Genomic DNA, 25455 nt, shown 5'->3' on the forward strand with positions numbered 1-25455 from the left:
CGATCAGGTCCCGCAGACGTTCGGCGACTGGGCCGACGAGCACGGGGCGGCGGTACTTCGGGCACCACACCACGTGGTATCCGAGGCTGTACGCCGCCCCACGGTTCGTCTGATATTCGGCCACGAACCCAGTATACACACGGCATGTAACTAACAGAGCAGCATCAGGGCAGCGATTCACCTGCCGCCTGAAGACGGCAGCCCTCTCGCCTCAAATCGGTAGAACCGGTCGATCGCCACGTCGAGCGGCAGCTCGCCGACGTGCCGGTTCGCCAGCGTCCGGCCCGACGTCGCGGGATCGTCGAGCAGCGCCTGCACCGCGTCGCTGTGCACGGTCCACGCCGCCACCGGATCGTCGTCGACCGACGGACCCTTCGGCAACTCCACCCCCGCACCGGCGCTCAGGAAGCCGGGGAACCATTCGACCAGGTGCCGCACGACGTCACGGGCCACCCACCCCGCACACGGCGCCGGGTCGTCCCAGGCCCCGGGGCGGACGCCCCGCACCCGGTCGGTGAACGCGCCGGCGGCCCGGCGGTGCTCGTCTGCTGCCGTCATGTCCCGCAACCTCTCCTCTCGCCGTCCGTGCCGGGCGCAGCCACCGCCGGGGCCGGACCGGCTCGACCGGGCGGCTCAGCGCCGCGCGTACCGGATCCCCAACAACACAAAGACGAAGGCCGTCGTGCCGACCACCACCCCGACGATGCAGGCGATCATCGCCAGCGAGAGTGCGACGAGGGTGCTGTCGCCGATCTCCTGGTCACCGTTGAGGTACCGGTACATGACGACCACGGCGACCGCGCAACCGACGATCAGAATCGGCAGCACAGCGGCCCCGATCCGCAGGTGGACGTGCCCGTCCGGCACCCGTACCGCGTCGGGGCGCCGGTCGAGCAGCGCCCGGACCAGCAGCGGTCCGTCGGTCGTGTACTCGTCGAACCGGATCCGGGCGCCGTCGCGGAACTGGACCTTGCAGCGGAAGGCCCAGCCGAGGCGCTGGGCGAGCCCGTCGATCGGCGCCGGGGACGGCGCCAGCTCCGCCGCCTCCGGGTCGGCCTGAAACTGGACGACGTCGCCCCACGTCCAGCTTCGTCGGCCGGCGGCGGTGCGGTGGGCGATGCCGTTCTCGTAGAGCTCGAAGCGGGCGTCGCGGCCGGCGCGCACGGCCCGGGTGAGCTGCACGACGGCGACCGGCAGCCCGGCGAGGGTGGGAATCAGCGCGTAGGCGAGGAGCCGCGCGCCGACCACCGCGGGGTTGGCCGATCAGGTACGCCATGAGCAGCCCGCCGCCGACGGCGAAGGCGGCCGCCCTGCCGCCGGTCGCCCAGTAGCGCCGGACCGCCACCGGGTGAACGCTGAGCAGCCGGCCCAGTCGACGGTCCACGGGCTCGATCGTCACCATTCGGAAACTCCAGGGCATCGGCCGGCACCGCCCGAGCCATCGTAGCCCGTCGAACCGGGGAGGCCAGCGATCACGCGGGCTTCGCGTCGAGGAGGTAGTCGTCGACGTCCGCGCTCCACTGCAGGTCGACCAGGCCGTTCGTGGCGGCGGCCTTGCAGAACTGGAGGAAGCTTCGGTAGCCGAGCTTCTTCTCGCTGAAGTCGGGCCGGGCCCGCTGCAACTGGTTCTTCAGGCCGGACAGGGCAACCGAGCCCCCGTCGCCCGCCAGGTCGAGGACCACGGAGCGGAGCAGCCCGAACGCCACCTCCCGGTCGCCGTGCTCCGGCAGCGACACCTCCGGGTCACCCTTGGCCGGGCCCTCCGCCAACTCGATCACGTTGTGCCCGGCGAGGTGCCGCAGGAGTTCGCCGAAGGTGCGGAACCCGTAGTCGGATTCGCTGAACGTGGGGTCCTTGCGAAGCAGGGTGCGCTTCAGCCCCGAGGCGGTGACCTGCCCGCTGGAGCTGCCCTGGAGCCCGGCCACGGTCTGGGCAACGAGGACGGAGAGCGTGTCGACGTCGCGCGCGGGTTCCTCCACCGCCGGCTGCGGCTCGGGCTCCTGCTCCACCGGCTGCGGCTCGACGTGCTGCGGCTCCGGGCTGGGCAGGCGCGCGGGACGGCCGCGCCGGGCGCGCGTGGCGGGGATGTCGACACCCTCGAGGCGGTCGTAGTAGAGGAACTCGTCGCACGCGGGCGGCAGCAGCGCCGACGTGGACTTCTCGATGCCGACCCCGATGACCCGCTTGTTGAGCTCGCGGAGCTTGTGGACCAGCGGGGTGAAGTCGCTGTCCCCGGTGCAGATCACGAACGTCGAGATGTAGGCGCGTTCGAAGGCCAGTTCCACCGCGTCGACGGCCATCTTGATGTCGGCGGCGTTCTTGCGGGAGGCGCCCATCCGCTGCGGTATCTCGATGAGTTCGACGTGCGACCGGGTGAGCATCCGGCGGTCCTCGTCGAAGTACGACCAGTCCGCGTACGCCCGGCGCACCACCACCCGCCCCCGCTCGGCCAGGGCGTCGGCGATGGGACGGAAGTCGAAGGCAATCCCGCCGTGGTGGTCGCGCGCCCCCAGCGCGAGGTTCTCGTAGTCGAGGAACAGGGCGATCCGGTCTTCTTGATCCACGCCGACCAGCGTACGCGGGGCCGGCGTCACTCGCCGACAATCGGAGGGCCGACGCGCGGCATTGACGGCCATCGCTGTTTCTTCTACGTTCGGCACCATGATTATCAATGTTCGTCGGGCGTTGGCGGCGCTGACCGTCTTCGCGGCCGTCAGCGCCGTCAGCGCCGTCGGCGTGCCCCACGCGGTCGCCGCCGGCCCGGTACCCATCAACGACCTCGGCGGCGGCACCTACCTCGGCTTCCAGGGCGGGCTGTATCCCGCCGGCAGCAACGCCATGCCCGCCGCCCACCGCACCGTCGGCGTCAACCGCGCCCTGCGCGTACGCCCCGTCGACACCGCCGGCAACCCGAGCGCCAACGGCAAGTACGTCATGCTGTCCATCGGCATGTCCAACACCACCCAGGAGTTCTGTTCCAGTGAGGGCGGCGGCCAGTGCGCCCCGTACTCGTTCATCGGGCAGGCCGCCGCGGACCCGCAGGTCGACCACGACAAGCTCGTCATCGTCGACGGCGCGGCGGGCGGCCAGACCGCCGGCACCTGGGACTCCCCCACCGACGCCAACTACGACCGGGTCCGCGACACCCGACTCGCGCCGCTGGGCCTGACGGAGCGACAGGTCCAGATCGCCTGGGTCAAGGTCGCCAACGCCCAACCCTCGGTGTCCCTGCCCGCGACCAACGCCGACGCGTCGCTCCTGCTGGAGGGCCCGGGCCTTGCTGTGGTCGGGCTGCTCTGCTGCCCCTACTTGGGAAGTGGGTCCGAGACGTAAACGCCCTTGCCTTGCCGGCCGTCGATGAGCTTTTCGGCCTTGAGGAGAAGCATCGCGGCTCGGATGACGGTGTTGCTGACCTTGTAGTGCTCGCACAGGGCGGCGAAGGACGGCAGTTTGTCGCCCGGCTTCAGGTGGCCGGAGCTGACCTGCTCACGGATGTCCCGAGCAACTTGTAGGTACGCAGCTTCAGACATTGGTGGTGCTCCCAGCTTGGCGGCTGGTCCAAGCAGACCACAGGTCAGGCGCTACTTACAACGCCATGTGTCGTGAGCTGTTGACTCTGCGCACATTGCGTCCTAAGTCGCTTCTGGGGCTATCCAGCTTGGCGGCCGGGTGCCCTGCCGTGGGTGCCTAGCTCCGAATCACGATCGACCGGGCACCCGCGGCACCGTTCGGGCACTGGCGGGAGGCAGCATGACCAGCCCATTTGGCCCCGGCGGCGCGGCACCAGTTACCGAGAACGCCGAGGTGGTCGCCTCTGACGGCAGGGCAGGGAGCCCGGTCCGGCGCGTCTCGTACGACGAGTACGTCTTGGCGGTCGCGCTGACCCTCGCTCGACGGCACCGGCCGGTGTGGTGCTGGCGGAAGTGGCGGCGGATCTGCCGGTGCGGTGCCGACCTGCCCTGCCGTGCCCGGCACCGGATCCCGATCAACCGCGGCCACTGGCCGGACGGGGAGGCCAGGTGAACGACGACCAGGAGCAGGCGATCCTCGCTGTACATCTCCGAGGGCTCGACGGGATGTGCGTCGGCTGCCGGGCGTGGTGGTCGCGGCTGGTGCCGTACCCGTGCTGGCAGGTGGAGTGGGCGACCAGTCGGCAGGCGCGGACGGTCATGGCGCGCTACCTGGGGGTGCGGGCGTGACCACTCACGGCCCGGTGCTGCCGATCTGGAGCTGCGGCGGCTGCGGCGCGCCCTGGCCCTGCCGGACGCGACGGCGGGAGCTGCAAGCGGAGTTCGCGGACGCGCCGATGTCGCTGGCGCTGTACATGGGGGCGCAGTTCGCCCGCGCCGCCGAGGATCTGACCTGGGCGCCCGCCGGCACTCTGCACCGCCGCTTCCTGGGCTGGCTGCACTTCGGTCCGTCATCGGGCGCGTCGGTCCAGCGAGGCGACGACCACGGTGTGCGGCACGGTGAGCGCGGCGAGGAGGGCGACCGTCGCGGGCAGGACTCCCGCGGTCCCGGCGCGGCGGATGAGCAGGGCGAAGGAGATCAGTACGGCCGCGGTGGGGACCGTGGCGTGCAGGGCGAACCGGCGTAGCGGTGGGCCCAGCCGACCGGCCCGCAGGTGGGCGGTGTTGGCCGGGTCGGCGCAGAGCAGTCGCGCGATGTGCCGGAGCGAGTGCCACGCCGCGAAGTAGACCCCGAACGCCAGCGCGGGCGGGACGATCGCGAACACGGCGGCGAGGAGCCCGAGTCCGACGAGGTCGCGTCCGCGTCGACCGCGCACGTCCTGTACGGCGGTGATGGCCATCGCCGACATTGTGAGGACCAGGGCGGCGGCGCGTACCTCGCCGGTGAGCAGCACGGTGGACCCGGCGGCGACACGCTCCAGCAGTTGGTCCACCTGGTCGCGCCACAGCACGAGGGGGAACACCACCGGCGGAGCGCCGTAGGCGAGGACGCCGTGCGGGCGTAGTCGCATCCGCCGGCCGTCCCGCTCGGCCCGGAACGCCTCGTCGCCGGCGCCGAAGTGCGCGACGGCGAGGATCAGGAAGCCCAGTAGGACCGCGGCCGGTGCGGCGCGGTAGGCCAGCAGCCCGGTGCCGGCCATGGCGGCGTAGCCGAGCAGCAGGCTCACCCGTCGGCTCCACCGGCGTGCCTTCGTCGAGAGCCAGGCGGGGATCAGGTGGTCGACGGCACCGTGTGGAAGCCCGAGCGCCAGCCCCAGCAGCGCCGGGATCGGCGTGGACGCTGCCGCCTCGGCCCGGGTGAGCAGGTACAGGACGAGTACGGCGAGCAGCGCGAGGATGCCGGCGGTATCGGCGCGGCGCAGCACGGCCCGGCGGGGGTCCGCCCGGCGCTCGGGGTCGGAGTCGGGCCAGCCGAACGGGCGGGGCCGCCTGCTGTCGCCGGTGGCCGAGCCGAACCCCGCCTCGTGCGCGATGGGCTGGCTGTTCACGTCACCGCGAGTTGGCCACGGTCGAACATCGCGCGGAGCCGGCCCACGTCGATGATGCCCCAGCCAACCTTCATGAGGGCCGACAGGACGACGAAGAGGATCGTGCTGGTGTCCTCATCGACGATCTCGACTCCGGGTGGCCCCAGGATCCAGACCAGCGGGAAACCGAGCCAGAGCAGGGACAGCAGCAGTGCGACGATGACGAAGTGGGCGGCCATCGGGGCGGGCTGCCGTTCGGCGTCGGCCCGTAGCGGTCCCCAGATCAGGCCCAGCACGAGCGCGAGCGCAGCCATCCCGGTTCCGTAGACGGCGAAACGGGCCGTGGTGCTCTCCATGACCTCGGCGATCGGTCCCGTGATGATCATCGGGAAGGTCGACACGATGAGCGTCACCAGACCTGTCCGCTTCTCGGCGACGGCGTGCGTGGCCGTGAGAACGAGAGAGAACACCAGCAGCGGTGCGGTGACGATCCAGTCGGCGTAGTGCGTCCAGTCCATGGCGTGGCCTGCGATGTCCGCCCGGCCGGCGCCGAGCGCCGCGACGACGTGCCAGATCGCCGACCATGCCAGGATGACGAACACCACCCGGTACTCGGACTGGGGAATTCCTTTCGGGTTGCGGCTCCATCGTACGAACAGCAGCAGGGCGGCGGCGCACAGGATGACGTACGACCACAGCCACCACTCGGACACGTGCGCTCCTCGACCTCGGCCGGCGTACGGCGACAGCGACATCTGCGGGTCAGACACCGCCGCCCCGGCATGTGTTCGCTGGCTGCAGGCCGCCGGCAGCGGGTACGCCGAGGTCCCTTCTCAAGCCGGGCGACTCCGCATTGGCGAGTTTATTCCGATTTAGATCTATCGTCAGCAGTTAGTCCGCATTCGGGCCACCGTCTCAGTGCCAGGCGGCCTCGACGAGGGCCGGCAGGACCCGGGCGGCGGGCCCCCGCAGGTTCACGTCGGCGACCGGATCGAGCGGCGTCTCCTGCGGGTTGACCTGGATGACCGCGGCGCCGAAGCGGGCGGCCACCCGCGGGATCTCCGCGGCGGGGTACACCAGGCCGGAGGTGCCGACCGTCAGCAGCAGGTCGCAGGAGGACGCCGCCTCGACGGCGGACTCGAACACCGCCTCCGGCAACGCCTCGCCGAACCACACCACGCCCGGCCGGACGGGCGCCGAGCAGCGCGCGCACCCAGGCGGCGTCATCCGTCGACCGTCGGCCGGCTCGTCCGCCGGCCCGTCGGGCAGGGGCGCCGGATGCGCGCAGGCCGAGCAGCGGGGCGTGAACAGGCTGCCGTGCAGGTGCAGCGGCGCGGGGGATCCCGCGCGTTCGTGCAGGTCGTCGACGTTCTGGGTGACGACGACGCTGCCCGGGATCCGGGCCTCGATCGCCGCCACGGCCTCGTGTCCCGCGTTCGGCCGGACCCGCTGGGCCAAGCCGCGTCGCCACTCGTACCAGCCCCACACCAGCGCCGGGTCGTCCTGGAACGCCTCCGGCGTGGCGAGCGCCTGGGCGTCGAAGCGTTCCCACAGGCCGGTGAGGGCGTCGCGGAAGGTCGGCACACCGCTCTCGGCCGAGATGCCCGCGCCGGTGAAGATCACCACCCGGCGGGCCTGTCGCAGCAACGTCGCCGCCTCGGACGGTACGAGGTCTCCCATGCCGTTCCCTTCCCCGCGGCGCGGACGGGCCCCGCGCCGGGACGAGTCTCACAGTCCTTCGGTGCCGTCCGCCACAGCAATTTCGGCGCCCGACCTGGTCGCCCCGGCCGGCACGCCGCCCGTGCGCCATGCGCAGGGCGACCGCGCTGTTGAGCGGCGCGCGCTCTCCGCCTCGGTGAGATGATCGCCGCATGACGCGTACGGACGATGTGACCATCGTCGACGCGTGCACGCGCCACGGGCGGGGCGGCAGCCCCACCGCGGTGCTCGCCGAGGACGCCGCGCTCGGCGACGACGCCCGGCGCGAGATCGTGCGCCGGGCGGGCACCTCCCACGCCGCGTTCGTGGACGCCGACACCGGGGCCGTGCGGTTCTTCACCACCGCGGGCGAGCTGACCAACTGCGGCCACGGCACGATCGCCGCCCAGGCTGTCCTGCTGCACCGGCGCCGGGCCACCCGGCACCACGGACGGCAACGCACCGGAGGTCGCACCTTCGAGGCGACCGCCGTCCGGCGTACGGAGGGCGTCGAGGTCTGGTTCGACCAGGGTGTGATCGGGCTACGCGACTGCGCCCCCGCACGACTCGGTGGCATCCTCGCGGCGCTCGGCGTCCGGCCGCGGGACTCCGCCACCGGCGACGATCCCTGCGCCGCATCACCCGGCACACCCAGGCTCCTCGTGCCGGTCCGCGACCGTCCGACCCTGCTGTCGCTGCGGCCCGACCTCAACCGGCTCGCCGTGGAGTGCCGCCGGCTCACGGTGGCAGCGGCGACTGCCGCTCCGGCGGCACCACCTTCTACCAGCCCGTACGCGAGGCAGCCAACGCGTACGGCGTGACCGTCTACTGATATCCGTCAGCGAGGCGACGGAGAGGACTCCCGGCCGTGGCCGGAAGCCCTCTCCGTCGTCGTCGGAATCGCGGCGTGGACGCCCTCGCCGCGGTCAGCCGAGTTCGCGCAGCAGGACCCCCTCACACGTCAGCCAACTCCTTCAGGTTTCCCACGGTGAAGGAGGGCGGCTCGTGCATGAGGAAGTCGTGGTGGCTGATGTTCCAGGCGTACGCGCCGGCCATCGCGAAAGCGATGACGTCTCCCGCCGAAACGGTGTTGGTGCCGACGGTGCGAGCCAGCACGTCCTTGGGTGTGCAAAGCTGACCGACGATGGTTACCGGCCCGTCGCCGGTGCGTGGGCGTGGGTACGGGTGGGTCCAGTCCGTGCGGGGAAGATGAAGGAACGGCTGGGAGTGGCCCTTCGCCGCCGGGGTGCGGAGGTGATGGGTGCCGCCTGCGACGACGACGAACCACTCGTCGTGGGAGCGTTTGACGTCGATGACCTCGGTGAGGTACCAGCCGCAGTAGGCGGTGACCGCGCGGCCGGGTTCGATGCGCAGGACGAGGTCGGGGTGTTCGGCGAGCAGCGTCTGAAGGTCGCCGCCGTAGCGGGTCCAGTCGAAGATGTTCGCCGGGTCGGTGTAGTCGACGGCCATGCCACCGCCGATGTTGACCTCGTGGGCACCCAGCTGCGACACCGCCCAGTCCACGATCCGGCGCGCGACCATCGCCGCCGCCGGTGCGGTCAGGCCGCTGGCGAGGTGGGCGTGCACGCCGTGGATGCGTATTCCGGGCAGGTCGAGGCGTACGCAGTCACGGGCCTGCTCCGGGTCCATCCCGAACGGGGTCGGCGCGCCGCCCATGACGAGGGCCGCACCGTCGAGGTTCACCGGGAGGTTGACCCGCAGGAGCACGTCGGCGGTTGAGCCGGCGGCTGTCGCGAGCGCGGAGAGGCGACGCAGTTCGTGCGGGGACTCGACGTGGAACCGGTGCACGCCCGCGGCGAGGCCGGCGGTGAGTTCCGGGTCGGTCTTGCCGGGCCCGCCGAGCACGGCCGGCCGTACTCCGGGCAGTGTCCGGGTGAGGTGGTGCAGCTCTCCGGCGCTGGCGGCCTCGAATCCGTCGACGTGCGGGGCGAGGGTACGCAGCAGTTCGGGGGCGGGGTTGGCCTTCATCGCGTACAGCAGCTCGACCCTGCTGGGCAGCGCGGCGCGGATGGCGGCGGCATGCGTGCCGAGCGCGTCCAGGTCGTACAGGTAGGTTGGCCGGTTCACAGCGCCTGTCCGATCGGGTTGGGGAAGGGGACGTAGCCGGCGTGGCGGTCGGCGTCGCGTTGCCAGCGCACGAGCAGGTTGCCCTTGGCGGGCAGGGGCACCCCGGCGAGCACCGCCCGTAGCTGGGGCGGTGCTCCCAGCGTGGTGGTCGTCTCGCTCACCACGTCGCGCAGCGTGGCCCACAGTTGCGCCTCGACGCCGGGGTGGGCGTCGGCCAGCGCTCCGGCGAGTTCGGCGAGGTGGTTGACGAACAGGCAGTAGGCGACGCGGTTGAACGCCTGCTCCGGGTGGTAGCCGATGGGCGCCGGAAGGTCGCGGAGCCAGTCGGCGCGGCGTCCGGTGTCGAGTTTGACGCCTTCGAGGTCGCGCAGCAGCATCCGAACCGGGTAGCGGTCGGAGTCGAGGACGACGACGACGTTCTGTAGGTGTGCTTCGTGTACGACACCGTGCTCGGCCCACAGCCCGAGGACGGCCGGGACGAGCAGCGTGGCGTAGGCGTGCCACCAGTCGACGGGGTCGGCTACCGGCAGGGGTCTGGCTGCCAGGGCGGCGGCGAGCACCGGGATGTCGCCGGGGCGCAGGTGGGTACGCAGGCCGCCGCGGAGGATGACGCCGAAGGTTTCGTCGAGCCCGGGCACGTCGACGGTGCGGTACGCCGGTTCGGGCAGCAACGCGGCACCGACGGCGAGGGGCAGGCGGGTGAGGAGGCGGGTGAGGGCGGTCGCGCCGGTGAGTTCGTAGCGGGCGTTCTTCCGCAGGCAGTTGGTGATCCGTACGTGCAGGCTGGTCTTGATGAACAGGTCGGCTTCGGGGGCGTAGAGGGTGCGTACGCTGGCCGTGGGGCGCAGGGTGACGCCGCCGGGGCCGAGGTCGCGCAGCCGTGGGTCCAGTGGGCCGGCCAGGCGTAGCTGCCACGGGTGTACGGGCAGCGGCACGTGACCCGGCGGCGCGGCCGGCGGCTGGAGTGCGGCGATGAACTGGTCGAAGGGCCCGTCCTCGGCGATCAGGTCGTGCGGGACCCCGATCCAGTGCGCGTGCAGGGCGGTACGCAGCTCGGGTGCGTAGGTGTCCCAGAGGTCCGGGTCGCCGCTGCGCCACTTGGGCGTCGGGTGCCGCGGGTGGCCGTGGATCAGGGACTGCTCGGAGTCGACGTAGGAGTCGATGGCGGGATCGCCGGTGGGTGTCGGGTCGACGGTGGGACGGCGCCGCAGGATCCGGTCCAGTGCGTCGCGGCTGGCGGCCACCTGCGTCACGAACTCGTCGTTGGAGAATCCGGTGCGCAGGCGCAGCTCGTCACCGACCAGGACGGCGAGTTCGGTGGCGGTCACCGGCAGCCATCCCTCGGCGGACAGCCGCTGCACCGGTCCGGTGTAGCGGTGGGCGCCGACCTCGGACACCCGGGCCACCTCGCAGCGCAGCAGCACGTCGCTGCGGGGCATCCGGACCAGGGCCCACCCGTCCGCGAGGGTGGTCTGGCGCTCGGGTGCGGACACCTCGCGGGCCAGGCAGCCGAGCAGGTTGTGGCTGGTGGCGAGGTCGGCGCTGGACAGGGTGACTGCTGCGGTCATCGGCTGCTCCTGAGCACGAGAGGCACACTGAGTACGGCGATCACGGCACCGAGCAGCGCCGGTGCGGCCGGGCCGGACAGTCCGGCCAGAACGGAGGCGGCCAGGCCGGCGGCGACGGCGCCGGCCTTCGACCAGGCCTCGACGGTGCCGAACAGGCGGCCGGGCGGGTTCACCGCGGCGGCGTGGGCGGCCAGCTTCGCCAGCGCCACCAGACCGCACGTCAGGCCGGCGCCGAGCAGCAGCCTGCCGGTGACGAGGAGGGCCGGACTGGCCCAGGCCTGGGCGGCCGGGTGGGCCGCGGCGCCGAGCGCGACCAGGACGAACCCCGCGCTGAGACCCCCGACCGGGGCCAGTCTCGGCAGCACGAACGGAGCCGCGAGCAGATAACACACGTGCGGCAGCGCGAACAGCGCACCGGCCAGCGCCGGGCCGGCCGCGGGCCAGACCACCTGCACCACCGGGAGGAGGTACGGGAACGTGACGACCGTGGCCAGGACGAACGCCGCCTCCAGCGCAGACAGTTGCCAGACGGTCAGCACCGGCCCTGACATGGGGGACCCGCCGGCCGGCGGGGCGGATGTGGTGGATCGGCGGGGCTCGGGCAGGGTGAGGGTGAGACCGGCGGCGACCAGCGGTCCCAGGGCGGCGAGGGCGTACATGGCCCGCACGTCGACCTGGCTGGCGAGGAGCCCCGCCGCGGTCGGCGCCACGGCCAGTGCCGCCCGGGCGGATGCCTGGGCCGCCGTGAGTGCCTTGGCCAGCCGGGGCCCGCTGAGTCCGGCGGCGAGGTAGGCCCCGGTGGCCGCGAACGTGCCGCCCAGCAGCCCCTGCAGAGCGAGGGCCGCGGCCAGGGCGGTCACGGTCTGGACCTGGGAGGCGAGCAGGAACGCCACGGCCAGGCCGAGCTGGGCGCGGAGCAGTAGCGGCTTGCGGCCGTACCGGTCGGCCAGCCGGCCCCACAGGGGTGCCGACAGCGCGGTCGCGGCGGTGGGTACGACGTACAGCACGCCCGCCCAGTACGCGTGCGGGTCGCCGAGGGCCGGCAGCAGCTGGGGCAGGTAGGGCGGCAGGCCCAGCGCCGCGAACGCCGCGGTGAAGTGGCAGGCGACCACCGCGGCGACGTGCCGGCGGCGCAGCCCCGACGTGGTGACGGATGGCTGGAGGGTCGCGGTCACCATGTCGCCTCGCTTCGCGCCGCGGGGGCCGGCAGGCTCACCCATTGCTCCTGTCGGAGGTAGTTCGGTCCGGTACGCAGGTAGTACTTGTTGATGTCGGCGCAGCCGATCCGGTCCTTGGGCAGCAGGGTTCCGGCGGTGACCATCGCCTTGACCGGGAGCGTGTCGGCGTCCAGCACGCGTCGGGTGAACATGCGCGCCGTGGCTCCGCCACCCCACCGGTCCCGGGCGGCGGTCAGCCGGTGCCGCAGCGCCGCCGGGGTCGGCACGGGCACACCGCGAGCGGCGAGGGCGAGTAGCGGGGCCGCCGCGCACAGGTGCAGGGTGATGGTGGTGAACACGTCGGCGAGTTCGCCCGGATCCGTGACGCGCATGCGGGCGTCGTCGAGCGTCACGGAGTGTCGGGGGTCGAGCCGGGCGCCGTCGTTGTCCTTGTAGAGCAGCCGTGTTCCGCCGCCCGGGTCGAGCACGAGGTGGATGTTCTGCTGGTGGGCCTCCAGCGCGATACCGTGGCGCAGCCACAGGTACACGTGCCAGTCGACGAGCAGGTCCAGGTAGGCGTCCAGGAGCGGCCGCGGGTCGCCGCCGGCCACCCGCTCGGCGACGGTCGTACCGGCGGGGTCGGGGGCCGCGAGGGCCGCGACGGGGACCACGATGCTCGATGCGAGCGCGGTCGGGTAGCGGCGCAGCAGGAACGCGCGGGTCTCGTCACCGGCGTGGCCGTAGGTGGTTTCGTCGGCGTGCAGGATCCGGTCGGCGAACCGGGGCTCGGCGGCGGCGATGCGGTGCAGGAGACGGTGGACGGCGTCGCCGTCGGCCAGGGTGCCGGGGGCGATGGTGCGCCGGTTGCGGGCACCGAGGGTGGCGGTGGCCAGTGGCAGCTTGAGATGGGTGTACGGGTCGGCGGCGAGGGCGACGGTGCGCATCGACAGCGTCGGGTGCACCGGTACGTGTGGGGTGTCGACGGCCGGCAGGCCCAGCCGGTCGGCGGTGAGCGGGTGGACGGGCAGCAGCACGGTGTCGGGGTGGTCGGCGATCGGCCACCACGGCGGCAGGCTGCCGGTGAGGGTGACCTCGGCGAGTCTGGTCGGCAACCAGCGCAGCGCGAAGGTGGGCGCGTGTTCCGGCGCGTACGCGAGGAGTTCTGTGTCGTCCAGGCCGTGCCGGCACCGGCTGGTCGGGTGTACGGGGTGGTCGGCGTGCGCGGCGAGCGTCTCGTCGAGCAGGGCGCCGGCCATTCCCGTGGCCTGCCCGGGGCGGGCGGCGGCCACCGCGGCGTGCACCCGGCGCCGGCTGTCCGCCGCGAGCCGCCGCGCGGCCAGCTCGCCGTGGCACTCGGCGACGAACGCCGCCCAGCCGGCCTGGGCCTGCGGATCGTCGACCGGGGCGAGGATGTCGAGCAGCGCGTCGAGGCTGTCGACCAGCACCGGTGGAGCATCGCCCCGCTGCGCGAGGAACGCCGGTCGGGAGGTGCGCAGGGGGTGCTGGAACCCGTCGGGGCGTACCGGCAGACGTAGCCGCACCTCCCGTCCGGTGTGGGTGCACCAGTCGTCGCCGTCGCGGTGACCGTTGGTGCTCAGACCCAGGTGGTCCTCGCGCAGCAGGGCGTCGAGCACCCGCTGGAAGACCTGCTGCTCGATGGTTCCGTCAGTGCCGGCCGGCACTGCGCCGCTGTTGCTCATGCGGCGATGTCCCACCGGTGTGCGGCGCGGAAGCTGCGCAGTGCGGCTGTCACCGCTTCCCGGTCCGGGCCGAGGGCGTGTACGACGGCGAGGTAGTCGCGGTTGGTGCCGGTAACGGCGGCGGTGCTGCCGACGTCGCGCAGCGGTCGGCAGCCGAGCGTGGTTTCGCCGAGCCGTACGTCGATGGCGCCGGGCGCCGCGGTGAGGGTGCCGGACCGGTCGGCGCACACGTACTCCACCCGGGCGTGTCGGGGCACCGCGGCCGGGTCGGGCAGCGGCATGGCGGCCAGCGGTTCGCCCAGGTGCAACCGGATGACGTACTCGAACAGGGGCACGTCGAGCAGTTCGGCGAGAATCAGGTCCATCCGGTCGCCGATGAGTCGATAGTTCACCTCGATGAGCCGGGCCCGGCCCTCCTGCAGGACGAACTCGGTGTGACAGGCACCGAAACCGATGCCGAGCGCGTCGAGCTGCGCCCGCAGGTCCGCGACCACCGGTGCCGGAAGCACGGGTGACCAGTCGAGGCTCTCCTCGACGAAGCTCGGTGGCGCCCCCAGGCTGGTGCGCCACCCGCCGGTCACCGCGCGCGTGGTCGCGTCGCCGAGAGTGTCGAAGGTACGCAGCTCGCCGGCGAGGTACTCCTCGACCACCAGGGCCGCGTCCGGCCGGCGGGCCCGGATCTCGGCCACCCGCGCGGCCAGTTCCGTCACATCGGCGACGAGGTAGGCGTCTTCGCTGGCGACACCCTCGCGGGGCTTGACCACCGCGGGGAATGGCAGGTCCGCCGCGATGGCGACGTCGTCGGCGGGGCCGAGGGCGAGGGTGAGGACGGTGTCCAGGCCGGCGTCGGCCAGGGCCTGCCGGGTCAGCCGCTTGTCCTTGCAGCGCAGGGTCGCCCGCCAGTCCTTGCCGGGCAGGCCGAGGTACTGCGCCGCGAGCGCGGTCGGGGTCTGCAGGTGGTCGCTGTTGGACAGGAGTGCGGCCGGCCGCTGGCCGCGGTGGACCGTGTCGATGACGGCGCGGGCGTCGCGGACGTGGCAGCCGGTCACCTCGGCGGCCACCGGCGGCCACTTTGCCGGCTGGTCGGTGAGCACGGTGACGGGCAGCCCCAGGCGGGCAGCGGCCGGCAGGAACCCGTCGAGGACGGAGTCGGTGGGGTTGAGCGCGGTCAGGTAGAGCCGCACGGTGGGGCCTCCGGTGTCGGATCCGACTGTGGGAGCGGTCGGTGGAGCCGGCCGGGTGTGCGGCCCCGAGCGGTTCCGCACACCCGGCCGGGGTCACTTCGCGGGGTCGACTCCGAAGGTCTTGGCGATGTCGTCGAGCACGAAGTGCGCTCCCTGCACCGACACCGAGGTCATCCACAGCTCGTCCTGGACCTCGTACACGTGTCCGGCCTGGACGGCCTTGAGCCGCTGCCACAGCGGGTTGGCCTGGAACTTGGTCTTGCGCTCGGTCCCGCCGGCGTAGACGGTGGTGACGAAGATGTGGTCGGCGTCGGCCAGCTCGATCTGCTCCTCGCTGATCTCCTGGTCGAAGGTGTCCTGGTCCTGCGAGGCTGGGCGCTTGAGGCCGGCGTCCTTGAGGATGATGCCGATGAACGACTGGTGGGCCATCAGGCGGGTGGGGCCGTCGACGAACCGCACGATCGACACCGTGGGGTTGCCCGCCTTGGCGTTCACGGCGGCGCCGATCTTCTTGGCCCGGGCCTCGTAGTCGGCGAGCTTGCTGGCCGCCTTCGCTTCCTCGCCGAGGGCCTTGCCGAGGAGGGTGATGTTGTCCTTCCAGATCGGACCGGTGGTCTTGACGAACACGGTCGGCGCGATCTTGGAGAGCTTGTCGTAGAGGGCGTCGTGCCGCACGGTGGCCGAGACGATCAGGTCCGGCTTGAGCGAGGCGATGAGCTCGAGGTTGGGGTTGTCGAGCGGGCCGATGTCCTTCGTGTCCTTGACGGCGTCGCCGAGGTAGTCGGGGAACGTCTTCTGGTTGCGGTAGCTGGCGATGCCGCCGACGAGCGGGCGCTCCAGCAGCACGACGGCCGCGACGAGGCTGTTGTCGAGGGCGACGATCCGCTGCGGCTTGCTCTTGATCTCGGTGGTGCCCTTGTCGTGGGTGATGCTGCGCGGGAAGCCCGCGGCAGCGTCGGCGCCCGCGGTCGGGGTCTCGTCGGTGGCCGTGGCGCAGGCCGACAGCCCGGTGGCCAGCATCAGCCCCGCGGTCAGAGCGACGGCGCTTCTGGCGACCGCCGAGCGGCGGCGGGCGAACTGCAGCATGGAGTCTCCTCATAGACAACTAAGTGCCCTAACTGGCGAAGTTAGGTTAGCCTATCCTACATTGCTTGAGAAGGGGCTGCCGGAGACCGGCACCGGTGGCTGGATCGGGGATTGGCGTCCGGGGGCCTTCACACTCTGACCCGACGTCCTTCCGGTATCACGATCGGCGTGCCGGCCACCGGGCAGGTGATGATGCGACAGTCCAAGCCGAACACCTCCCGTACCAGCGCCGGGGTCACCACCTCCGCCGGGGGCCCGGCGGCGACGACGCGGCCGGCCCGCATCGCCACCAGGTGGTCGGCGTACCGGCACGCCTGGTTGAGGTCGTGCAGCACCATCACCACCGTGGTGCCGCGCCGGTTGTTCAACTCGCGGACCAGCTCCAGGACGTCGACCTGGAAGGCCAGGTCGAGGTAGGTCGTCGGCTCGTCGAGCAGCAGTGTCGGTGTGTCCTGGGCCAGCGCCATCGCGATCCACACCCGCTGCCGCTGCCCACCCGACAACTCGTCGAGCACCCGGTCCGCCAGCTCGGTGGTGCCGGTGGCCCGCAACGCGTCGTCGACGACCAGTTCATCGGCCCTCGACCACTGCCGCCACCACGTCTGATGCGGGGTACGGCCCCGGGCGACCAGTTCCCGAACGGTGATGCCCTCCGGGGCGGCCGGGGCCTGAGGCAGCAACGCGAGCCGGCGGGCCAGGTCGCGCCCGGCGAGGCCGTGGATGGGCTCCTCACCCAGGTAGACCACCCCGCGGGTGGGTGCCAGCAGCCGAGCCAGAGCCCGCAGCGCGGTGGACTTGCCGCACGCGTTGGGGCCGACCAGGACACTCACGCGGCCCGCCGGCACATCCACATCGAGGTCATCGGCGACGATCCGATCGCCGTAGGCCAGACGCAGGTCACTGCCTCGCAGCGCCGTCATGTCACCCTCCCGTTCCAGCCCGCTGCGCCCGAGCGAGCAACCACATCAGGTACGGCGCGCCAACGGCCCCCGTGACGATGCCGACCGGCAGTTCGATCGGCGCGAACACCAGCCGGGCGAGCAGGTCCGCACCGAGCAGAAGCGCGGCACCGACGAATCCGCTGGTGAGCAACGGCAGGCTCGCGCCGCCGGTCAGCCGCCGGGCGATCTGCGGCGCGGCCAGCGCCACGAACGCCACGGGCCCCGCCGCCGCCGTGGCCACCGCCGCCAGCCCCACCCCGGCCACCAACAGCAACATCCGTGCCCGGCCCACCGGCAGCCCAAGCCCTCGCGCGGTGTCCTCGTCGTACTGCGCCAACTGGTACGGCCGGATCAGCCCGACCGCGACGGGCACCAGGGTCAACAGCGCGAGACCGACCCAGCCGGCGTGCTCGAAGCCGCGCCCGTTGAGGCTGCCGGTCAGCCACACCATCGCCCGCGACGCCTGGTCGATGTCGGCCCGTGCCAGCAGCCACGCGGTCAGCGCCGAGAGGGCACCGTGCACGCCCAGACCGACCAGTACGAACCGGTACCCCGTGATCGTGCCGGCCCGATACGCCATCGCATAGATGAAGCCCGCCGCCGCCAGGGCCCCCACCAACGCGCCGGTGGGTACCGCCGCGTATGATCCCGCCCCCGCCGCCGCGACGCCACCCAGCAGGATGGCACCCACTCCACCCGCGCTCGCTCCAGCCGAGACGCCGATCAGGTCGGGGCTGGCCAGCGGATTGCGGGTCACCGCCTGAAACAGCGCCCCGGCCAGACCGAACGCGCAGCCGACCAACAGTCCGGTGAGGGCCCGCGGCAGCCGCAACTCCACCACGATCAGCGCGGCGTCCGCGCCACCGACACCGGTGAGCGCGCCCACGACATCGCGGAGCGGGATCGGGAACTCGCCCAGCGAAACCGAGGCCACCAGGCAGCCGGCGACGGCGGCCAGCACCGCGGCGAGCACCGCGATCACCCTGGGCCGCAGCACACCGCCCATCGGGCCGAACTGCCAGCCAATCCGCCCAGCGGACCGGTAGAGTCTCCGGCCCGCCCGGACCGGCCGCTGTTCGGCCCGCGCGTCACGAAGCTGGAGACCGTTCATCGCGTGTGCTCCCGAAGCGCGCCGCGCTTGACCAGCGCGATGAGGAACGGCGCCCCGATCAGGGCGGTCACCACACCTGCCTGAACCTCAGCGGGATGGTCCAGAATCCGCCCCACCGTGTCGGCGCCCAGCAGCAGCACCGCACCGCCAAGCGCCGAACAGGGCAGCAGCCAGCGCAGGTCAGGACCGGTGAACGCCCGCACCACATGCGGAACCACCAAGCCGACGAACGTCACCGGCCCGGCCGCCGCCACGGCCGCCCCGGTCAACAGGATGACCGAAACGGCACCCAGCACCCGGGTGGCGCCGACCTGCACACCGAGGGCGCTGGCCACGTCATCGCCGAGCGCCAGAGCGTTGAGCCGCGGCACGAGGGCCAGGGTCATGACTGCGCCGACGAGGACGAACGGGCTCAACTGGGCGGCGAGCGCGCCGTCGCGGCCAGCGAGAGATCCCACCGCCCAGAACCGGTACTCGTCCAAGGTGCGCACATCGAGCAGCACCAACGCGTACGTGAAGCTGCCGAGCAGGGCGGTGACCGCGGCCCCCGCCAGCGCGAGTTTCACGGGCGACGCGCCACCACTGCGCGCCGAATTCTGCCCCGCGCCACCGATGACGTAGACCAGAGCGCCGGCGCAGGCCGCCCCGACGAACGCGAACCACACGTATTCGTACGGTGACGTGACTCCCAACACCCCGATGGCCGCCGCCACCGCCACCGCCGCACCAGCCGAGATACCCAACAATCCCGGATCGGCCAACGGATTTCGGGTCAGCTCCTGAGCGAGTGCGCCGGCCAATCCCAGCGCCAACCCGACCAGCAGGCCCAGCAGCGTCCGCGGGAAGCGCAGCGCCGAGACCACGAGCGCGTTACCCGACCGGTCGCCACCGAGCGCCGCGAGCACATCAGACAGTGGCACGGTCTTCGAGCCGACCGCCAGGCTGGCGAACGCCGCAAGCGCAACGGCCAGGACCAGTACCGACAGCACCGCAGGCCGACGCCACCTCACGGCATCGGATCGACCTGCCGGCACGGAATCACGAACGACGGACACCAAAGTAAGATAAGGCATACCTAACAAAGACCCAACCCGCCGGCGCGCGAGGCTCCGACACCCCTCGTCCGCCCGGTGGCGCGGCGGCCCGCGCATCCGGCTCGCCGGTCGCGCCCCGTCACCGCGACCCGGACGGCGTCGGGGTGCGCCAGCGGGCGCCACGGCGTCAAGAATGACCGTTATCGAGGATTTTCAACCGTGGTGCGCGGCGGGTCGATGCGCCGCCTCTGTCAGCTAACGGTCAGTCAGTTGAAACCGCTGCCTGAGTTCGGCAAGCATTGCGACAGGGAGCGAAAGTTACTTTCAGGCTCCCAATTTTTCCGTAAACCTTTCGCCAGCCGGTGACGGCTTCGCCGGCGGGTTCGGTCTCGACCAAGGGAGCAGGTGGGCATGGAGGAGCGTCCGGAGAACGTCGTCTGGGACATCACCTACGCCTGCCCGTTGCGGTGCGTGCACTGCTACTCCGAATCCGGCCGGCGTCCGTCCCGCCAACTGAAGCAGGCCGACCTGCTGCGGGTGACCGACGCCCTCGTCGAGCTCAGGCCCAGGTCCGTCGTGCTCGCCGGCGGCGAGCCGCTGCTGGTCAAGGAGATCTTCGACATCGTCGCGCGGCTGCGGCAGGCGCGGATCGGCGCCATCGTCTACACCAGCGGCTGGGGGATCACCCCCGAGGTCGCCGACCGGTTGATGCGCTCCTTCCACCAGGTGATCGTGAGTATCGACGGCGCGACCGCCGAGGTGCACGACACCATCCGGCGTCGTCCCGGTTCCTTCGCCAGCGCGATGAATGCGCTCGCACAATTGGATTCGGCGGCGCGGAAGATCCTCACGGAAAGGCCCTATGCCGCGCGGCTCGGAATCGAGTACGCGGTCCTCCAGAGCAACAGCGGGCAATTGGATGACATGTGCCGCGTCGTCGCCCCGCAATTTCCCCGGCTCGGCTTCCTGGCCTTCGGCGCCGCAGTGCCGAGCGGGCTCGCGAGTCGGGTCGGCTTCGACCGTAAGGAACTGCTCACCGACGCCGAGGTCCAACTGCTCGTCGACCCGGACCGCGTTCGCCGGCTCCAGGCGCTCGCGCCGACCACGGTGGCGGTGTCGACGACGGACAACCTGAGTCTGCTGATGCGCCCGGACCTCGTCGCCGCCGGCCGAGCCGCCTCGATCATGCAGGTCGAGCCCGACGGCGCCGTACGCGCGATGCCCATCTACGAGGGCACGGTCGGCACCCTGCTGGAGGAGCCCGCCCAACTGCTCTGGCAGCGGGCGGTGGCCCGCTGGAGTGATCCGTTCGTCCGGCGGACGCTCGCGCCGGTACGCACCATGAGCGACTGGGCCGAGGCGACCCGCCTGCTCGACCGGCACTTCGGCTCCGCCGAGGTACGCGCCCGCATCGACCGCCGCCCCGCGCTGTGACGGCGGGAAGAACGAGGTGAACCCCATGGAACTGACCGTCGCCGCCGCGCGCCGCGCCGACCGGCCCGCGGACGAGACCATCCTCGTCGACTGCGTGCGCGCGGCGCTGCGCCGGGCCGACGCCACCGGGTGGCGGGTCGAGCCGGGCGACTTCTGGTGCCACGTGCAGCCACCCGGCCAGCGACAGCCGGTGCAGGGCTGGAAGCTGCACGTCTCGGCCACTCCGCTGTCGGCGCCGCTGGTGCTGTCCCGGGTGGCGGACGTCCTGGTCCGCGCCGGCCGTAGCTTCAAGTTCGCCCGCACCCTCGACCGCGTACGGGAACAGGGCTCCCGGCACGCGGAGCGCGGCGCCGGCGGCAAGTTCGTCACCGTCTACCCGGGTCTGCCGGACGACGAGCTGCGCGACCTCGCCGAGGAGCTCCACCAGGCCACGTTGGGTCTGCCCGGCCCGGGCGTCCTCTCCGACCGGCCCTACCGGCCCGGCAGCCTGGTGCACTACCGCTTCGGCGTGTACGGCGGGGTGCCGATGTTGAGCAACGACGGGATGCGCGAGGCGATGCTCGTGGCCCCCGACGGGAGCCTGGTACCCGACCAGCGCAAGGCGTGGTTCACCCCGCCGGGCTGGGCGCCCCGGGACCCGTTCGCTCCCGTCGACCCCACCCCCGCCGAGACCGGCGGCGCCCCGCGGCCGGTGCTGCTCAACGGGCGCTACCGGGTGCACCAGGTGATCCGGCACGACTTCCCCGGCAGCGTGTACCGCGCGACGGACCAGTCCACCGGAGCGGCCGTGATCGTCAAGCAGGCCCGCCCGCACGCCGGCGCCGACATCTTCGGCGGAGAGGTGCGGGACCGCCGGCGGCACGAGGCGGAGATGCTCCGGCGATTCGCCGCCACCGGGTTCACCGCCCGGTTGGTCGACCTCTTCGAGCAGCAGGGCGACCTGTTCCTCGTCCAGGAGCAACTGCCGGGCACCACGCTGCGCCAGTGGGTGTCGACGACCGTGGTACCGGACGACGGCGGGCCTGCCTGGGGCGTACCGCTGCCGGAGGTGCTCCGGACCGCCCGCGACCTCGTCGAGCTGGTCCGGCGCGTACACCAGGAAGGTTTCGTCCTGCGGGACCTCAGTCCCAACAACATCATGGTCACCGACGACGGCCTGCGCCTGATCGACCTGGAGGCGCTCGTACCCGTCGGCGCGACCGTACCCCGGCTGTTCACCCCCGGCTACGGCGCGCCGGAGCAGACCGGCGGCGCTCCCGTCGGGCCCGTGCCGGTGGCCGCGGACCTGTACGCGCTCGGCGCGGTCCTGTTCCACCTGGCCAGCGCCGTCGACCCGGTGCTGGTGCGCGACGACGCCGGGGACAGACCGCGGCAGGACCGGCTCGGCCGGTGGCTGGACCAGCTGGCGGCGCGCAACCCGGCAGCCCGGCGTCTCGCCCCCGTCATCCGGGCGCTGACCCGCGACGACCCCGACCGGCGGCCCCGGATCGACGAGGTGGCCGCGGCGCTGGCCGGGGACGACCCGGAACCGGCGCGGGTCGACGCGCCGGACCGGCCGGTGGACCGCGTCGGCCAGCGGACGCACGCCGACGTCCTCGACCTGAAGCAGCTCGTCGCGGACGCGACCGACCACCTCGTCGCCACGATGAGGCCGGAGGGCTCCCGGCTCTGGGCGCCCGGGCCGAGCGGGACGAAGACCGATCCCCTCAACGTCCAGCACGGCGCGGCCGGGGTGCTCGGGGTGCTCGTCCGGGCCTACCAGGCGGAACCCGACGAGGCCCTGCGGGCGGCGGTGGCCGGCGCGGCGGACTGGATCAGCCGGCGGATCTGCCACGAGTCCCGGCTCCTGCCCGGGCTGCACTACGGGCGGTCTGGTACCGCGTGGGCGCTGCTGGAGGCCGGGGAGACGCTCGGCGCCGCGCGGCTGACGGACCTGGCCGCCGACCTGGCCGCGCGGGTCCCGCTGCGCTGGCCCAACCCGGACGTCTGCCACGGCACGGCCGGGGCCGGCCTCACCCAGCTGCGGTTGTGGGAGGTGACCGGCCGGGACGTGTTCCTGGACCGGGCCGGGCAGGCCGCCGAGGCGCTCGCGGACGCCGCGCACGAGCGCGACGGCCTGCTGCTCTGGCCCGTCCCGCCCGAGTTCCCCTCCCTGCTGGCCGGCGCGGCCCACTACGGCTTCGCGCACGGCGTGGCGGGCGTGGCATCGTTCCTGCTGGCCGTCGGCAGGGCGACCGGCGACGAGAGGTACCTGGACCTCGCGGCGCGGGCGGGACGGACGCTGCGCTCGGTCGCCGAGGTCAGCGGGGGCAGCGCCAGGTGGGCCAGCAGTCCCAAGGGCGGTCAGCTGCTCACCCACTGGTGCAGCGGCTCCTCGGGGATCGGCACGTTCCTCGTCCGGCTGTGGCGGCACGACGGCGACGACCGGTGGCTGGACCTGCTCGACCAGGCGGCCCGCGCGGTCCACGGATCCCGGTGGCACGCCGGGCCTGGCCAGTGCCACGGGCTCGCCGGGGACGGTGAGTTCCTGCTCGACCTCGCCGACGCGTCCGGCGACGAACGCTACCGCAGGTGGGCCGAGGACCTGGTGACGAGCAGCTACGTGCAGAACGTCCTGCGGGACGGTCGCGTGGTGCTCCCCGACGAGAGCCGCAACAGCGTGCTGGCCGAGTTCAGCGCCGGCATGGCGGGCGTGCTCGCGCTGCTGCTGCGACTGCGGGACGGCGGTCCCCGGCTGTGGCTGCCCGAGGCGTTCGCCCGGATCCGCTGAGCGCCGGCCAGCGACGCGACGGCACCGCGACTTCCGCGCCCGGCCACCGTGGTCGGCGCGGCGGGAAACCACGACGGAAGGAGGTGATTGTCATGGAGATGGACATCAACGCCCTCCAGCTGCTGGAGGAGGAGCAGGTCGACGAGTACGGCCGCTTCCCGTGCACCGACGCGTCCTGCTCGGCCGCGACCTGCGACACGGTCGCGAGCTGCGGCTTCACCACCGGCGGGTGGTGAGTTGACCGATCGCCCCGGTAGGCCGGCGCCGGCCTACCGGGGCGATCGGGGCCGTTCGTCGCGCCGACGGTCGGCCGCGTGCCGGCGCCTGTGTGGTCACCCGCCGCGGTGCGGCGCGTGCGGGTGGGCGTGCCGGGCGAGCGCCACCGCGCCGGCGACGGCGAGCAGGAAGCCCAGCACCGCCACCGGCGCGAAGCCGGGCCGCACCCGGTCGCCGAGCAACAGCCAGCCGACCACCGCCGGCACCACGGTCTGCCCGACCGTGGACGAGGCGGAGGCGACGGTGACCGTCCCGCGTTGCAGCGCGGCGGCATAGAGCAGCAGTCCGACGAAGCCGGCCAGCACGACCGCGTAGGTGGCCGGACTCGTGGCCACGGCGCTCACCGAGTCCGCCCGGCCGATCAGCCGGGCGCCGAAGGCCGCGGAACCGAACGACAGCCCGGCCAGCACCCCCGGCACGCCGGCGCCACGCATCCGGGGGCTTGCCAGGTACGCCACGACGGCGAGCGCGAGCACCTCACCGAGCAGCCCCCAACCGGCCGCGGCCGGCACCGCGACCGGCGGCCCGGCGGCGGCGGACAGCAACAGCAGCACCAGGCCGGCGATGACCCCGCCGATCGCCACCCAGTCCCGGACGTCCAGACGGACGCGCAGGGCCACCATGGCGACGAGCGCGACGATGCTCAGGTTCGCCGCCACCACCGCCTGCACGACGAAGACCGGCAGGGTCCGCAGCGCGGTGAAGGTGAGGACGGAGGTCACGCCGTCCAGCGCCAGCCCAGCGGCGTACGGGGCGTTCCGCACCAGCCGGAAGAAGAGCCTGGGGTCGACGTGTCTGGTGGCCGCGATCCGACGCGCACCGATGGACTGCAGGATGGCGGCGGTGGCACTGCACAACGCGGCAAGGATCGCCAGGCCGAAGCCAAAGCTCACTTCAACGCGTCGCGGGCCGCGGCCGAGCCGGCGGGTAGAACCCGGTTCGCGGTGTCGGAGACCGCGGCGCTGACCTGGTCGGCCAGTCGGGCCGAGCTTCCGCCCGCTGCCCTCAGTTGGTCCAGGCCCATGCCGGCCAGGACCACGGCCGCGGTGAGGTAGCCGGCGGTCAGTCCCGCCGCGGCCAGCCTCCTCGGCAGGAACGCCTCCAGCGCGCGGAGCGCCGTCGTCGAGGCCGCCCCGACGCCCAGCACCGCGCACCCGCCGGCGGCGGCCAGGAGCAGGAAGGCGAGCCCGGCGGGGCGCGCGGCGTCCGTCAGCTGCGCGCGCACCGCGCGTACCTCCTCGCGTACCACCGCGGCCACGTCCTGCGCCAACCGGTCGGTCGCACTGCCGGACCTCCCGGGGCCACCGGACTGCTGTGCTGCGGCGTCGCCCATCGCGCCTCCCCCTCGGCTCGTGTCGGCGCCGCTGCGTACCCCGAAATCCCGCGGGCATGCCCACGGGATCGGGCGCGGGTAGCGTCACACCATGTACTCGACGCAGTCCTCGCGCCGCATCCGGGCTCCGCGCCACCTGGTCTACCGGGCGCTGCTCGACGCCGACGCCATCGCCCGGTGGCGGGTGCCGGACGGCATGAGCAGCCAGGTCCACGAGTTCGACCCCCGCGAGGGGGGCTCGTTCCGGGTCTCCCTCACCTACGACACGGGTGACGGCACCGGCAAGTCGGGAGCGCACACCGACACCTACCGCGGCCGCTTCCGGAAGCTGGTGCCGGACGAGCAGGTGGTCGAGGAGTTGGAGTTCGAGACCGACGACCCCGCGCTGCGCGCCGTAATGACCATGACCACCACCCTGACCGACGCGGACGGTGGCACGGAGGTGCTCATCGTGCACGAGGGCATTCCCGACGCCATTCCCGCCGCCGACAACGAGTCCGGCACCCGCATGGCCCTGGCGAACCTCGCCCGGCTCGTGGAGGCGACGCCGCCGGCGGGCGCCTGACCGCCGCGGACGGGTCGTCGCGCGACGGCCAGGCACCGGCGGTCAACCGCGACCGGGTGGCGCCGGCGCGCCG

At 72.7% G+C, this 25455-nt stretch carries 24 protein-coding genes and 3 pseudogenes; 8 read left to right on the forward strand and 19 right to left on the reverse strand.

Annotated features, from left to right (window positions below; genetic code table 11):
• The 4 genes from ABGB16_RS25700 to ABGB16_RS25715 all read right to left on the reverse strand — a co-directional run.
• Positions 1 to 124: transposase (locus tag ABGB16_RS25700; protein ID WP_347670689.1), on the reverse strand; the 124-nt coding region annotated here is incomplete at its 3' end.
• 53 nt (positions 125 to 177) lie between these two features.
• On the reverse strand, positions 178 to 558 hold the full coding sequence (locus ABGB16_RS25705; protein ID WP_347670658.1) for a maleylpyruvate isomerase N-terminal domain-containing protein: 381 nt from the start codon (positions 556 to 558) through the stop codon (positions 178 to 180).
• A gap of 75 nt (positions 559 to 633) precedes the next feature.
• Positions 634 to 1248 (reverse strand): hypothetical protein, encoded by a 615-nt coding sequence (locus ABGB16_RS25710; protein ID WP_347670659.1) that lies wholly within the window; start codon positions 1246 to 1248, stop codon positions 634 to 636.
• A gap of 224 nt (positions 1249 to 1472) precedes the next feature.
• Complete coding sequence (locus ABGB16_RS25715) at positions 1473 to 2564, reverse strand: PIN domain-containing protein (RefSeq protein ID WP_347670660.1); 1092 nt, start codon at positions 2562 to 2564, stop codon at positions 1473 to 1475.
• 97 nt (positions 2565 to 2661) lie between these two features.
• Here ABGB16_RS25715 and ABGB16_RS25720 point away from each other — a divergent pair, with 97 nt between their 5' ends.
• Positions 2662 to 3333, forward strand: a complete 672-nt coding sequence (locus tag ABGB16_RS25720) for a hypothetical protein (protein ID WP_347670661.1) — start codon at positions 2662 to 2664, stop codon at positions 3331 to 3333.
• Here ABGB16_RS25720 and ABGB16_RS25725 read toward each other — a convergent pair.
• Positions 3306 to 3530 carry a winged helix-turn-helix domain-containing protein gene (locus ABGB16_RS25725; protein WP_347670662.1) on the reverse strand — a complete coding sequence of 75 codons (225 nt, stop codon included), beginning with the start codon at positions 3528 to 3530 and terminating at the stop codon, positions 3306 to 3308. The two genes, ABGB16_RS25720 and ABGB16_RS25725, sit on opposite strands and share 28 nt — an antisense overlap.
• 321 nt (positions 3531 to 3851) lie before the next feature.
• On the opposite strand from ABGB16_RS25725, the pseudogene ABGB16_RS25730 reads away from it, so the two are divergent.
• Positions 3852 to 4199: pseudogene (locus tag ABGB16_RS25730) on the forward strand (hypothetical protein); the annotation flags it as partial.
• 221 nt (positions 4200 to 4420) lie between these two features.
• Here ABGB16_RS25730 and ABGB16_RS25735 read toward each other — a convergent pair.
• The 3 genes from ABGB16_RS25735 to ABGB16_RS25745 all read right to left on the reverse strand — a co-directional run bounded on the left by ABGB16_RS25735 (position 4421) and on the right by ABGB16_RS25745 (position 7117).
• Positions 4421 to 5458, reverse strand: a complete 1038-nt coding sequence (locus ABGB16_RS25735) for a Brp/Blh family beta-carotene 15,15'-dioxygenase (protein ID WP_347670663.1) — start codon at positions 5456 to 5458, stop codon at positions 4421 to 4423.
• On the reverse strand, positions 5455 to 6150 hold the full coding sequence (locus tag ABGB16_RS25740) for a bacteriorhodopsin (protein WP_347670664.1): 696 nt from the start codon (positions 6148 to 6150) through the stop codon (positions 5455 to 5457). Before ABGB16_RS25740 ends, ABGB16_RS25735 begins: the two co-directional genes overlap by 4 nt.
• A gap of 202 nt (positions 6151 to 6352) precedes the next feature.
• On the reverse strand, positions 6353 to 7117 hold the full coding sequence (locus ABGB16_RS25745) for an NAD-dependent deacylase (RefSeq protein ID WP_347670665.1): 765 nt from the start codon (positions 7115 to 7117) through the stop codon (positions 6353 to 6355).
• Between the two features lie 191 nt (positions 7118 to 7308).
• Here ABGB16_RS25745 and ABGB16_RS25750 point away from each other — a divergent pair.
• Together ABGB16_RS25750 and ABGB16_RS25755 are read left to right on the forward strand one after the other, a co-directional pair.
• Positions 7309 to 7851 (forward strand): annotated as a pseudogene (locus ABGB16_RS25750) (PhzF family phenazine biosynthesis protein); the annotation flags it as partial.
• 26 nt (positions 7852 to 7877) lie between these two features.
• Positions 7878 to 7967: pseudogene (locus tag ABGB16_RS25755) on the forward strand (serine protease); the annotation flags it as partial.
• Positions 7968 to 8089: 122 nt separating this feature from the next.
• Here ABGB16_RS25755 and ABGB16_RS25760 read toward each other — a convergent pair.
• The 9 genes from ABGB16_RS25760 to ABGB16_RS25800 all read right to left on the reverse strand — a co-directional run bounded on the left by ABGB16_RS25760 (position 8090) and on the right by ABGB16_RS25800 (position 18959).
• Positions 8090 to 9223, reverse strand: a complete 1134-nt coding sequence (locus ABGB16_RS25760) for a type III PLP-dependent enzyme (protein ID WP_347670666.1) — start codon at positions 9221 to 9223, stop codon at positions 8090 to 8092.
• Positions 9220 to 10791: an IucA/IucC family protein gene (locus ABGB16_RS25765; protein ID WP_347670667.1), complete on the reverse strand. Its 1572-nt coding sequence runs from the start codon at positions 10789 to 10791 to the stop codon at positions 9220 to 9222. The genes ABGB16_RS25760 and ABGB16_RS25765 overlap by 4 nt, the downstream gene beginning before the upstream one ends.
• The gene (locus ABGB16_RS25770; protein ID WP_347670668.1) at positions 10788 to 11969 is read right to left on the reverse strand and encodes an MFS transporter; all 1182 of its coding nucleotides are present in this window, start codon (positions 11967 to 11969) and stop codon (positions 10788 to 10790) included. Before ABGB16_RS25770 ends, ABGB16_RS25765 begins: the two co-directional genes overlap by 4 nt.
• Positions 11963 to 13648: an IucA/IucC family protein gene (locus ABGB16_RS25775; protein ID WP_347670669.1), complete on the reverse strand. Its 1686-nt coding sequence runs from the start codon at positions 13646 to 13648 to the stop codon at positions 11963 to 11965. Before ABGB16_RS25775 ends, ABGB16_RS25770 begins: the two co-directional genes overlap by 7 nt.
• A complete protein-coding gene (locus ABGB16_RS25780; RefSeq protein WP_347670670.1) occupies positions 13645 to 14832 on the reverse strand; it encodes a siderophore biosynthesis protein in 1188 nt (395 codons plus the stop codon). The genes ABGB16_RS25775 and ABGB16_RS25780 overlap by 4 nt, the downstream gene beginning before the upstream one ends.
• Before the next feature lie 93 nt (positions 14833 to 14925).
• Positions 14926 to 15918: an iron-siderophore ABC transporter substrate-binding protein gene (locus ABGB16_RS25785; RefSeq protein ID WP_347670671.1), complete on the reverse strand. Its 993-nt coding sequence runs from the start codon at positions 15916 to 15918 to the stop codon at positions 14926 to 14928.
• A 128-nt stretch (positions 15919 to 16046) separates the two neighbouring features.
• Positions 16047 to 16838 (reverse strand): ABC transporter ATP-binding protein, encoded by a 792-nt coding sequence (locus ABGB16_RS25790; RefSeq protein WP_347670672.1) that lies wholly within the window; start codon positions 16836 to 16838, stop codon positions 16047 to 16049.
• A 1-nt stretch (position 16839) separates the two neighbouring features.
• A complete protein-coding gene (locus ABGB16_RS25795) occupies positions 16840 to 17865 on the reverse strand; it encodes an iron chelate uptake ABC transporter family permease subunit (RefSeq protein ID WP_347670673.1) in 1026 nt (341 codons plus the stop codon).
• Between the two features lie 101 nt (positions 17866 to 17966).
• Complete coding sequence (locus ABGB16_RS25800; RefSeq protein WP_347670674.1) at positions 17967 to 18959, reverse strand: iron ABC transporter permease; 993 nt, start codon at positions 18957 to 18959, stop codon at positions 17967 to 17969.
• A gap of 456 nt (positions 18960 to 19415) precedes the next feature.
• Here ABGB16_RS25800 and ABGB16_RS25805 point away from each other — a divergent pair, with 456 nt between their 5' ends.
• The 3 genes from ABGB16_RS25805 to ABGB16_RS25815 all read left to right on the forward strand — a co-directional run bounded on the left by ABGB16_RS25805 (position 19416) and on the right by ABGB16_RS25815 (position 23444).
• Positions 19416 to 20438, forward strand: a complete 1023-nt coding sequence (locus ABGB16_RS25805) for a radical SAM protein (protein ID WP_347670675.1) — start codon at positions 19416 to 19418, stop codon at positions 20436 to 20438.
• A 25-nt stretch (positions 20439 to 20463) separates the two neighbouring features.
• Positions 20464 to 23208, forward strand: a complete 2745-nt coding sequence (lanL, locus tag ABGB16_RS25810) for a class IV lanthionine synthetase LanL (protein WP_347670676.1) — start codon at positions 20464 to 20466, stop codon at positions 23206 to 23208.
• Positions 23209 to 23300: 92 nt separating this feature from the next.
• Entirely contained in the window at positions 23301 to 23444 is a 144-nt protein-coding gene (locus tag ABGB16_RS25815) for an ALQxL family class IV lanthipeptide (protein ID WP_347670677.1), read from the forward strand.
• A 96-nt stretch (positions 23445 to 23540) separates the two neighbouring features.
• Here ABGB16_RS25815 and ABGB16_RS25820 read toward each other — a convergent pair whose 3' ends face one another.
• Positions 23541 to 24377 (reverse strand): hypothetical protein, encoded by an 837-nt coding sequence (locus ABGB16_RS25820; protein ID WP_347670678.1) that lies wholly within the window; start codon positions 24375 to 24377, stop codon positions 23541 to 23543.
• Complete coding sequence (locus tag ABGB16_RS25825; RefSeq protein ID WP_347670679.1) at positions 24374 to 24817, reverse strand: phage holin family protein; 444 nt, start codon at positions 24815 to 24817, stop codon at positions 24374 to 24376. Before ABGB16_RS25825 ends, ABGB16_RS25820 begins: the two co-directional genes overlap by 4 nt.
• A gap of 91 nt (positions 24818 to 24908) precedes the next feature.
• Here ABGB16_RS25825 and ABGB16_RS25830 point away from each other — a divergent pair, with 91 nt between their 5' ends.
• A complete protein-coding gene (locus tag ABGB16_RS25830) occupies positions 24909 to 25382 on the forward strand; it encodes an SRPBCC family protein (protein WP_347670680.1) in 474 nt (157 codons plus the stop codon).
• Positions 25383 to 25455 lie beyond the last annotated feature (73 nt).

This window comes from Micromonospora sp. B11E3 (genome assembly GCF_039871625.1).
Lineage (GTDB): Bacteria > Actinomycetota > Actinomycetes > Mycobacteriales > Micromonosporaceae > Micromonospora.

What these genes read in the sequence shown, in the direction of transcription:
- ABGB16_RS25705 (WP_347670658.1), bottom strand. Translation starts at nt 558, where the DNA reads ATGACGGCAGCAGACGAGCACCGCCGGGCCGCCGGCGCGTTCACCGAC.
- ABGB16_RS25720 (WP_347670661.1), top strand. Translation starts at nt 2,662, where the DNA reads ATGATTATCAATGTTCGTCGGGCGTTGGCGGCGCTGACCGTCTTCGCG.
- ABGB16_RS25725 (WP_347670662.1), bottom strand. Translation starts at nt 3,530, where the DNA reads ATGTCTGAAGCTGCGTACCTACAAGTTGCTCGGGACATCCGTGAGCAG.
- ABGB16_RS25745 (WP_347670665.1), bottom strand. Translation starts at nt 7,117, where the DNA reads ATGGGAGACCTCGTACCGTCCGAGGCGGCGACGTTGCTGCGACAGGCC.
- ABGB16_RS25765 (WP_347670667.1), bottom strand. Translation starts at nt 10,791, where the DNA reads ATGACCGCAGCAGTCACCCTGTCCAGCGCCGACCTCGCCACCAGCCAC.
- ABGB16_RS25770 (WP_347670668.1), bottom strand. Translation starts at nt 11,969, where the DNA reads ATGGTGACCGCGACCCTCCAGCCATCCGTCACCACGTCGGGGCTGCGC.
- ABGB16_RS25775 (WP_347670669.1), bottom strand. Translation starts at nt 13,648, where the DNA reads ATGAGCAACAGCGGCGCAGTGCCGGCCGGCACTGACGGAACCATCGAG.
- ABGB16_RS25785 (WP_347670671.1), bottom strand. Translation starts at nt 15,918, where the DNA reads ATGCTGCAGTTCGCCCGCCGCCGCTCGGCGGTCGCCAGAAGCGCCGTC.
- ABGB16_RS25790 (WP_347670672.1), bottom strand. Translation starts at nt 16,838, where the DNA reads ATGACGGCGCTGCGAGGCAGTGACCTGCGTCTGGCCTACGGCGATCGG.
- ABGB16_RS25795 (WP_347670673.1), bottom strand. Translation starts at nt 17,865, where the DNA reads ATGGGCGGTGTGCTGCGGCCCAGGGTGATCGCGGTGCTCGCCGCGGTG.
- ABGB16_RS25805 (WP_347670675.1), top strand. Translation starts at nt 19,416, where the DNA reads ATGGAGGAGCGTCCGGAGAACGTCGTCTGGGACATCACCTACGCCTGC.
- lanL (WP_347670676.1), top strand. Translation starts at nt 20,464, where the DNA reads ATGGAACTGACCGTCGCCGCCGCGCGCCGCGCCGACCGGCCCGCGGAC.
- ABGB16_RS25815 (WP_347670677.1), top strand. Translation starts at nt 23,301, where the DNA reads ATGGAGATGGACATCAACGCCCTCCAGCTGCTGGAGGAGGAGCAGGTC.
- ABGB16_RS25825 (WP_347670679.1), bottom strand. Translation starts at nt 24,817, where the DNA reads ATGGGCGACGCCGCAGCACAGCAGTCCGGTGGCCCCGGGAGGTCCGGC.
- ABGB16_RS25830 (WP_347670680.1), top strand. Translation starts at nt 24,909, where the DNA reads ATGTACTCGACGCAGTCCTCGCGCCGCATCCGGGCTCCGCGCCACCTG.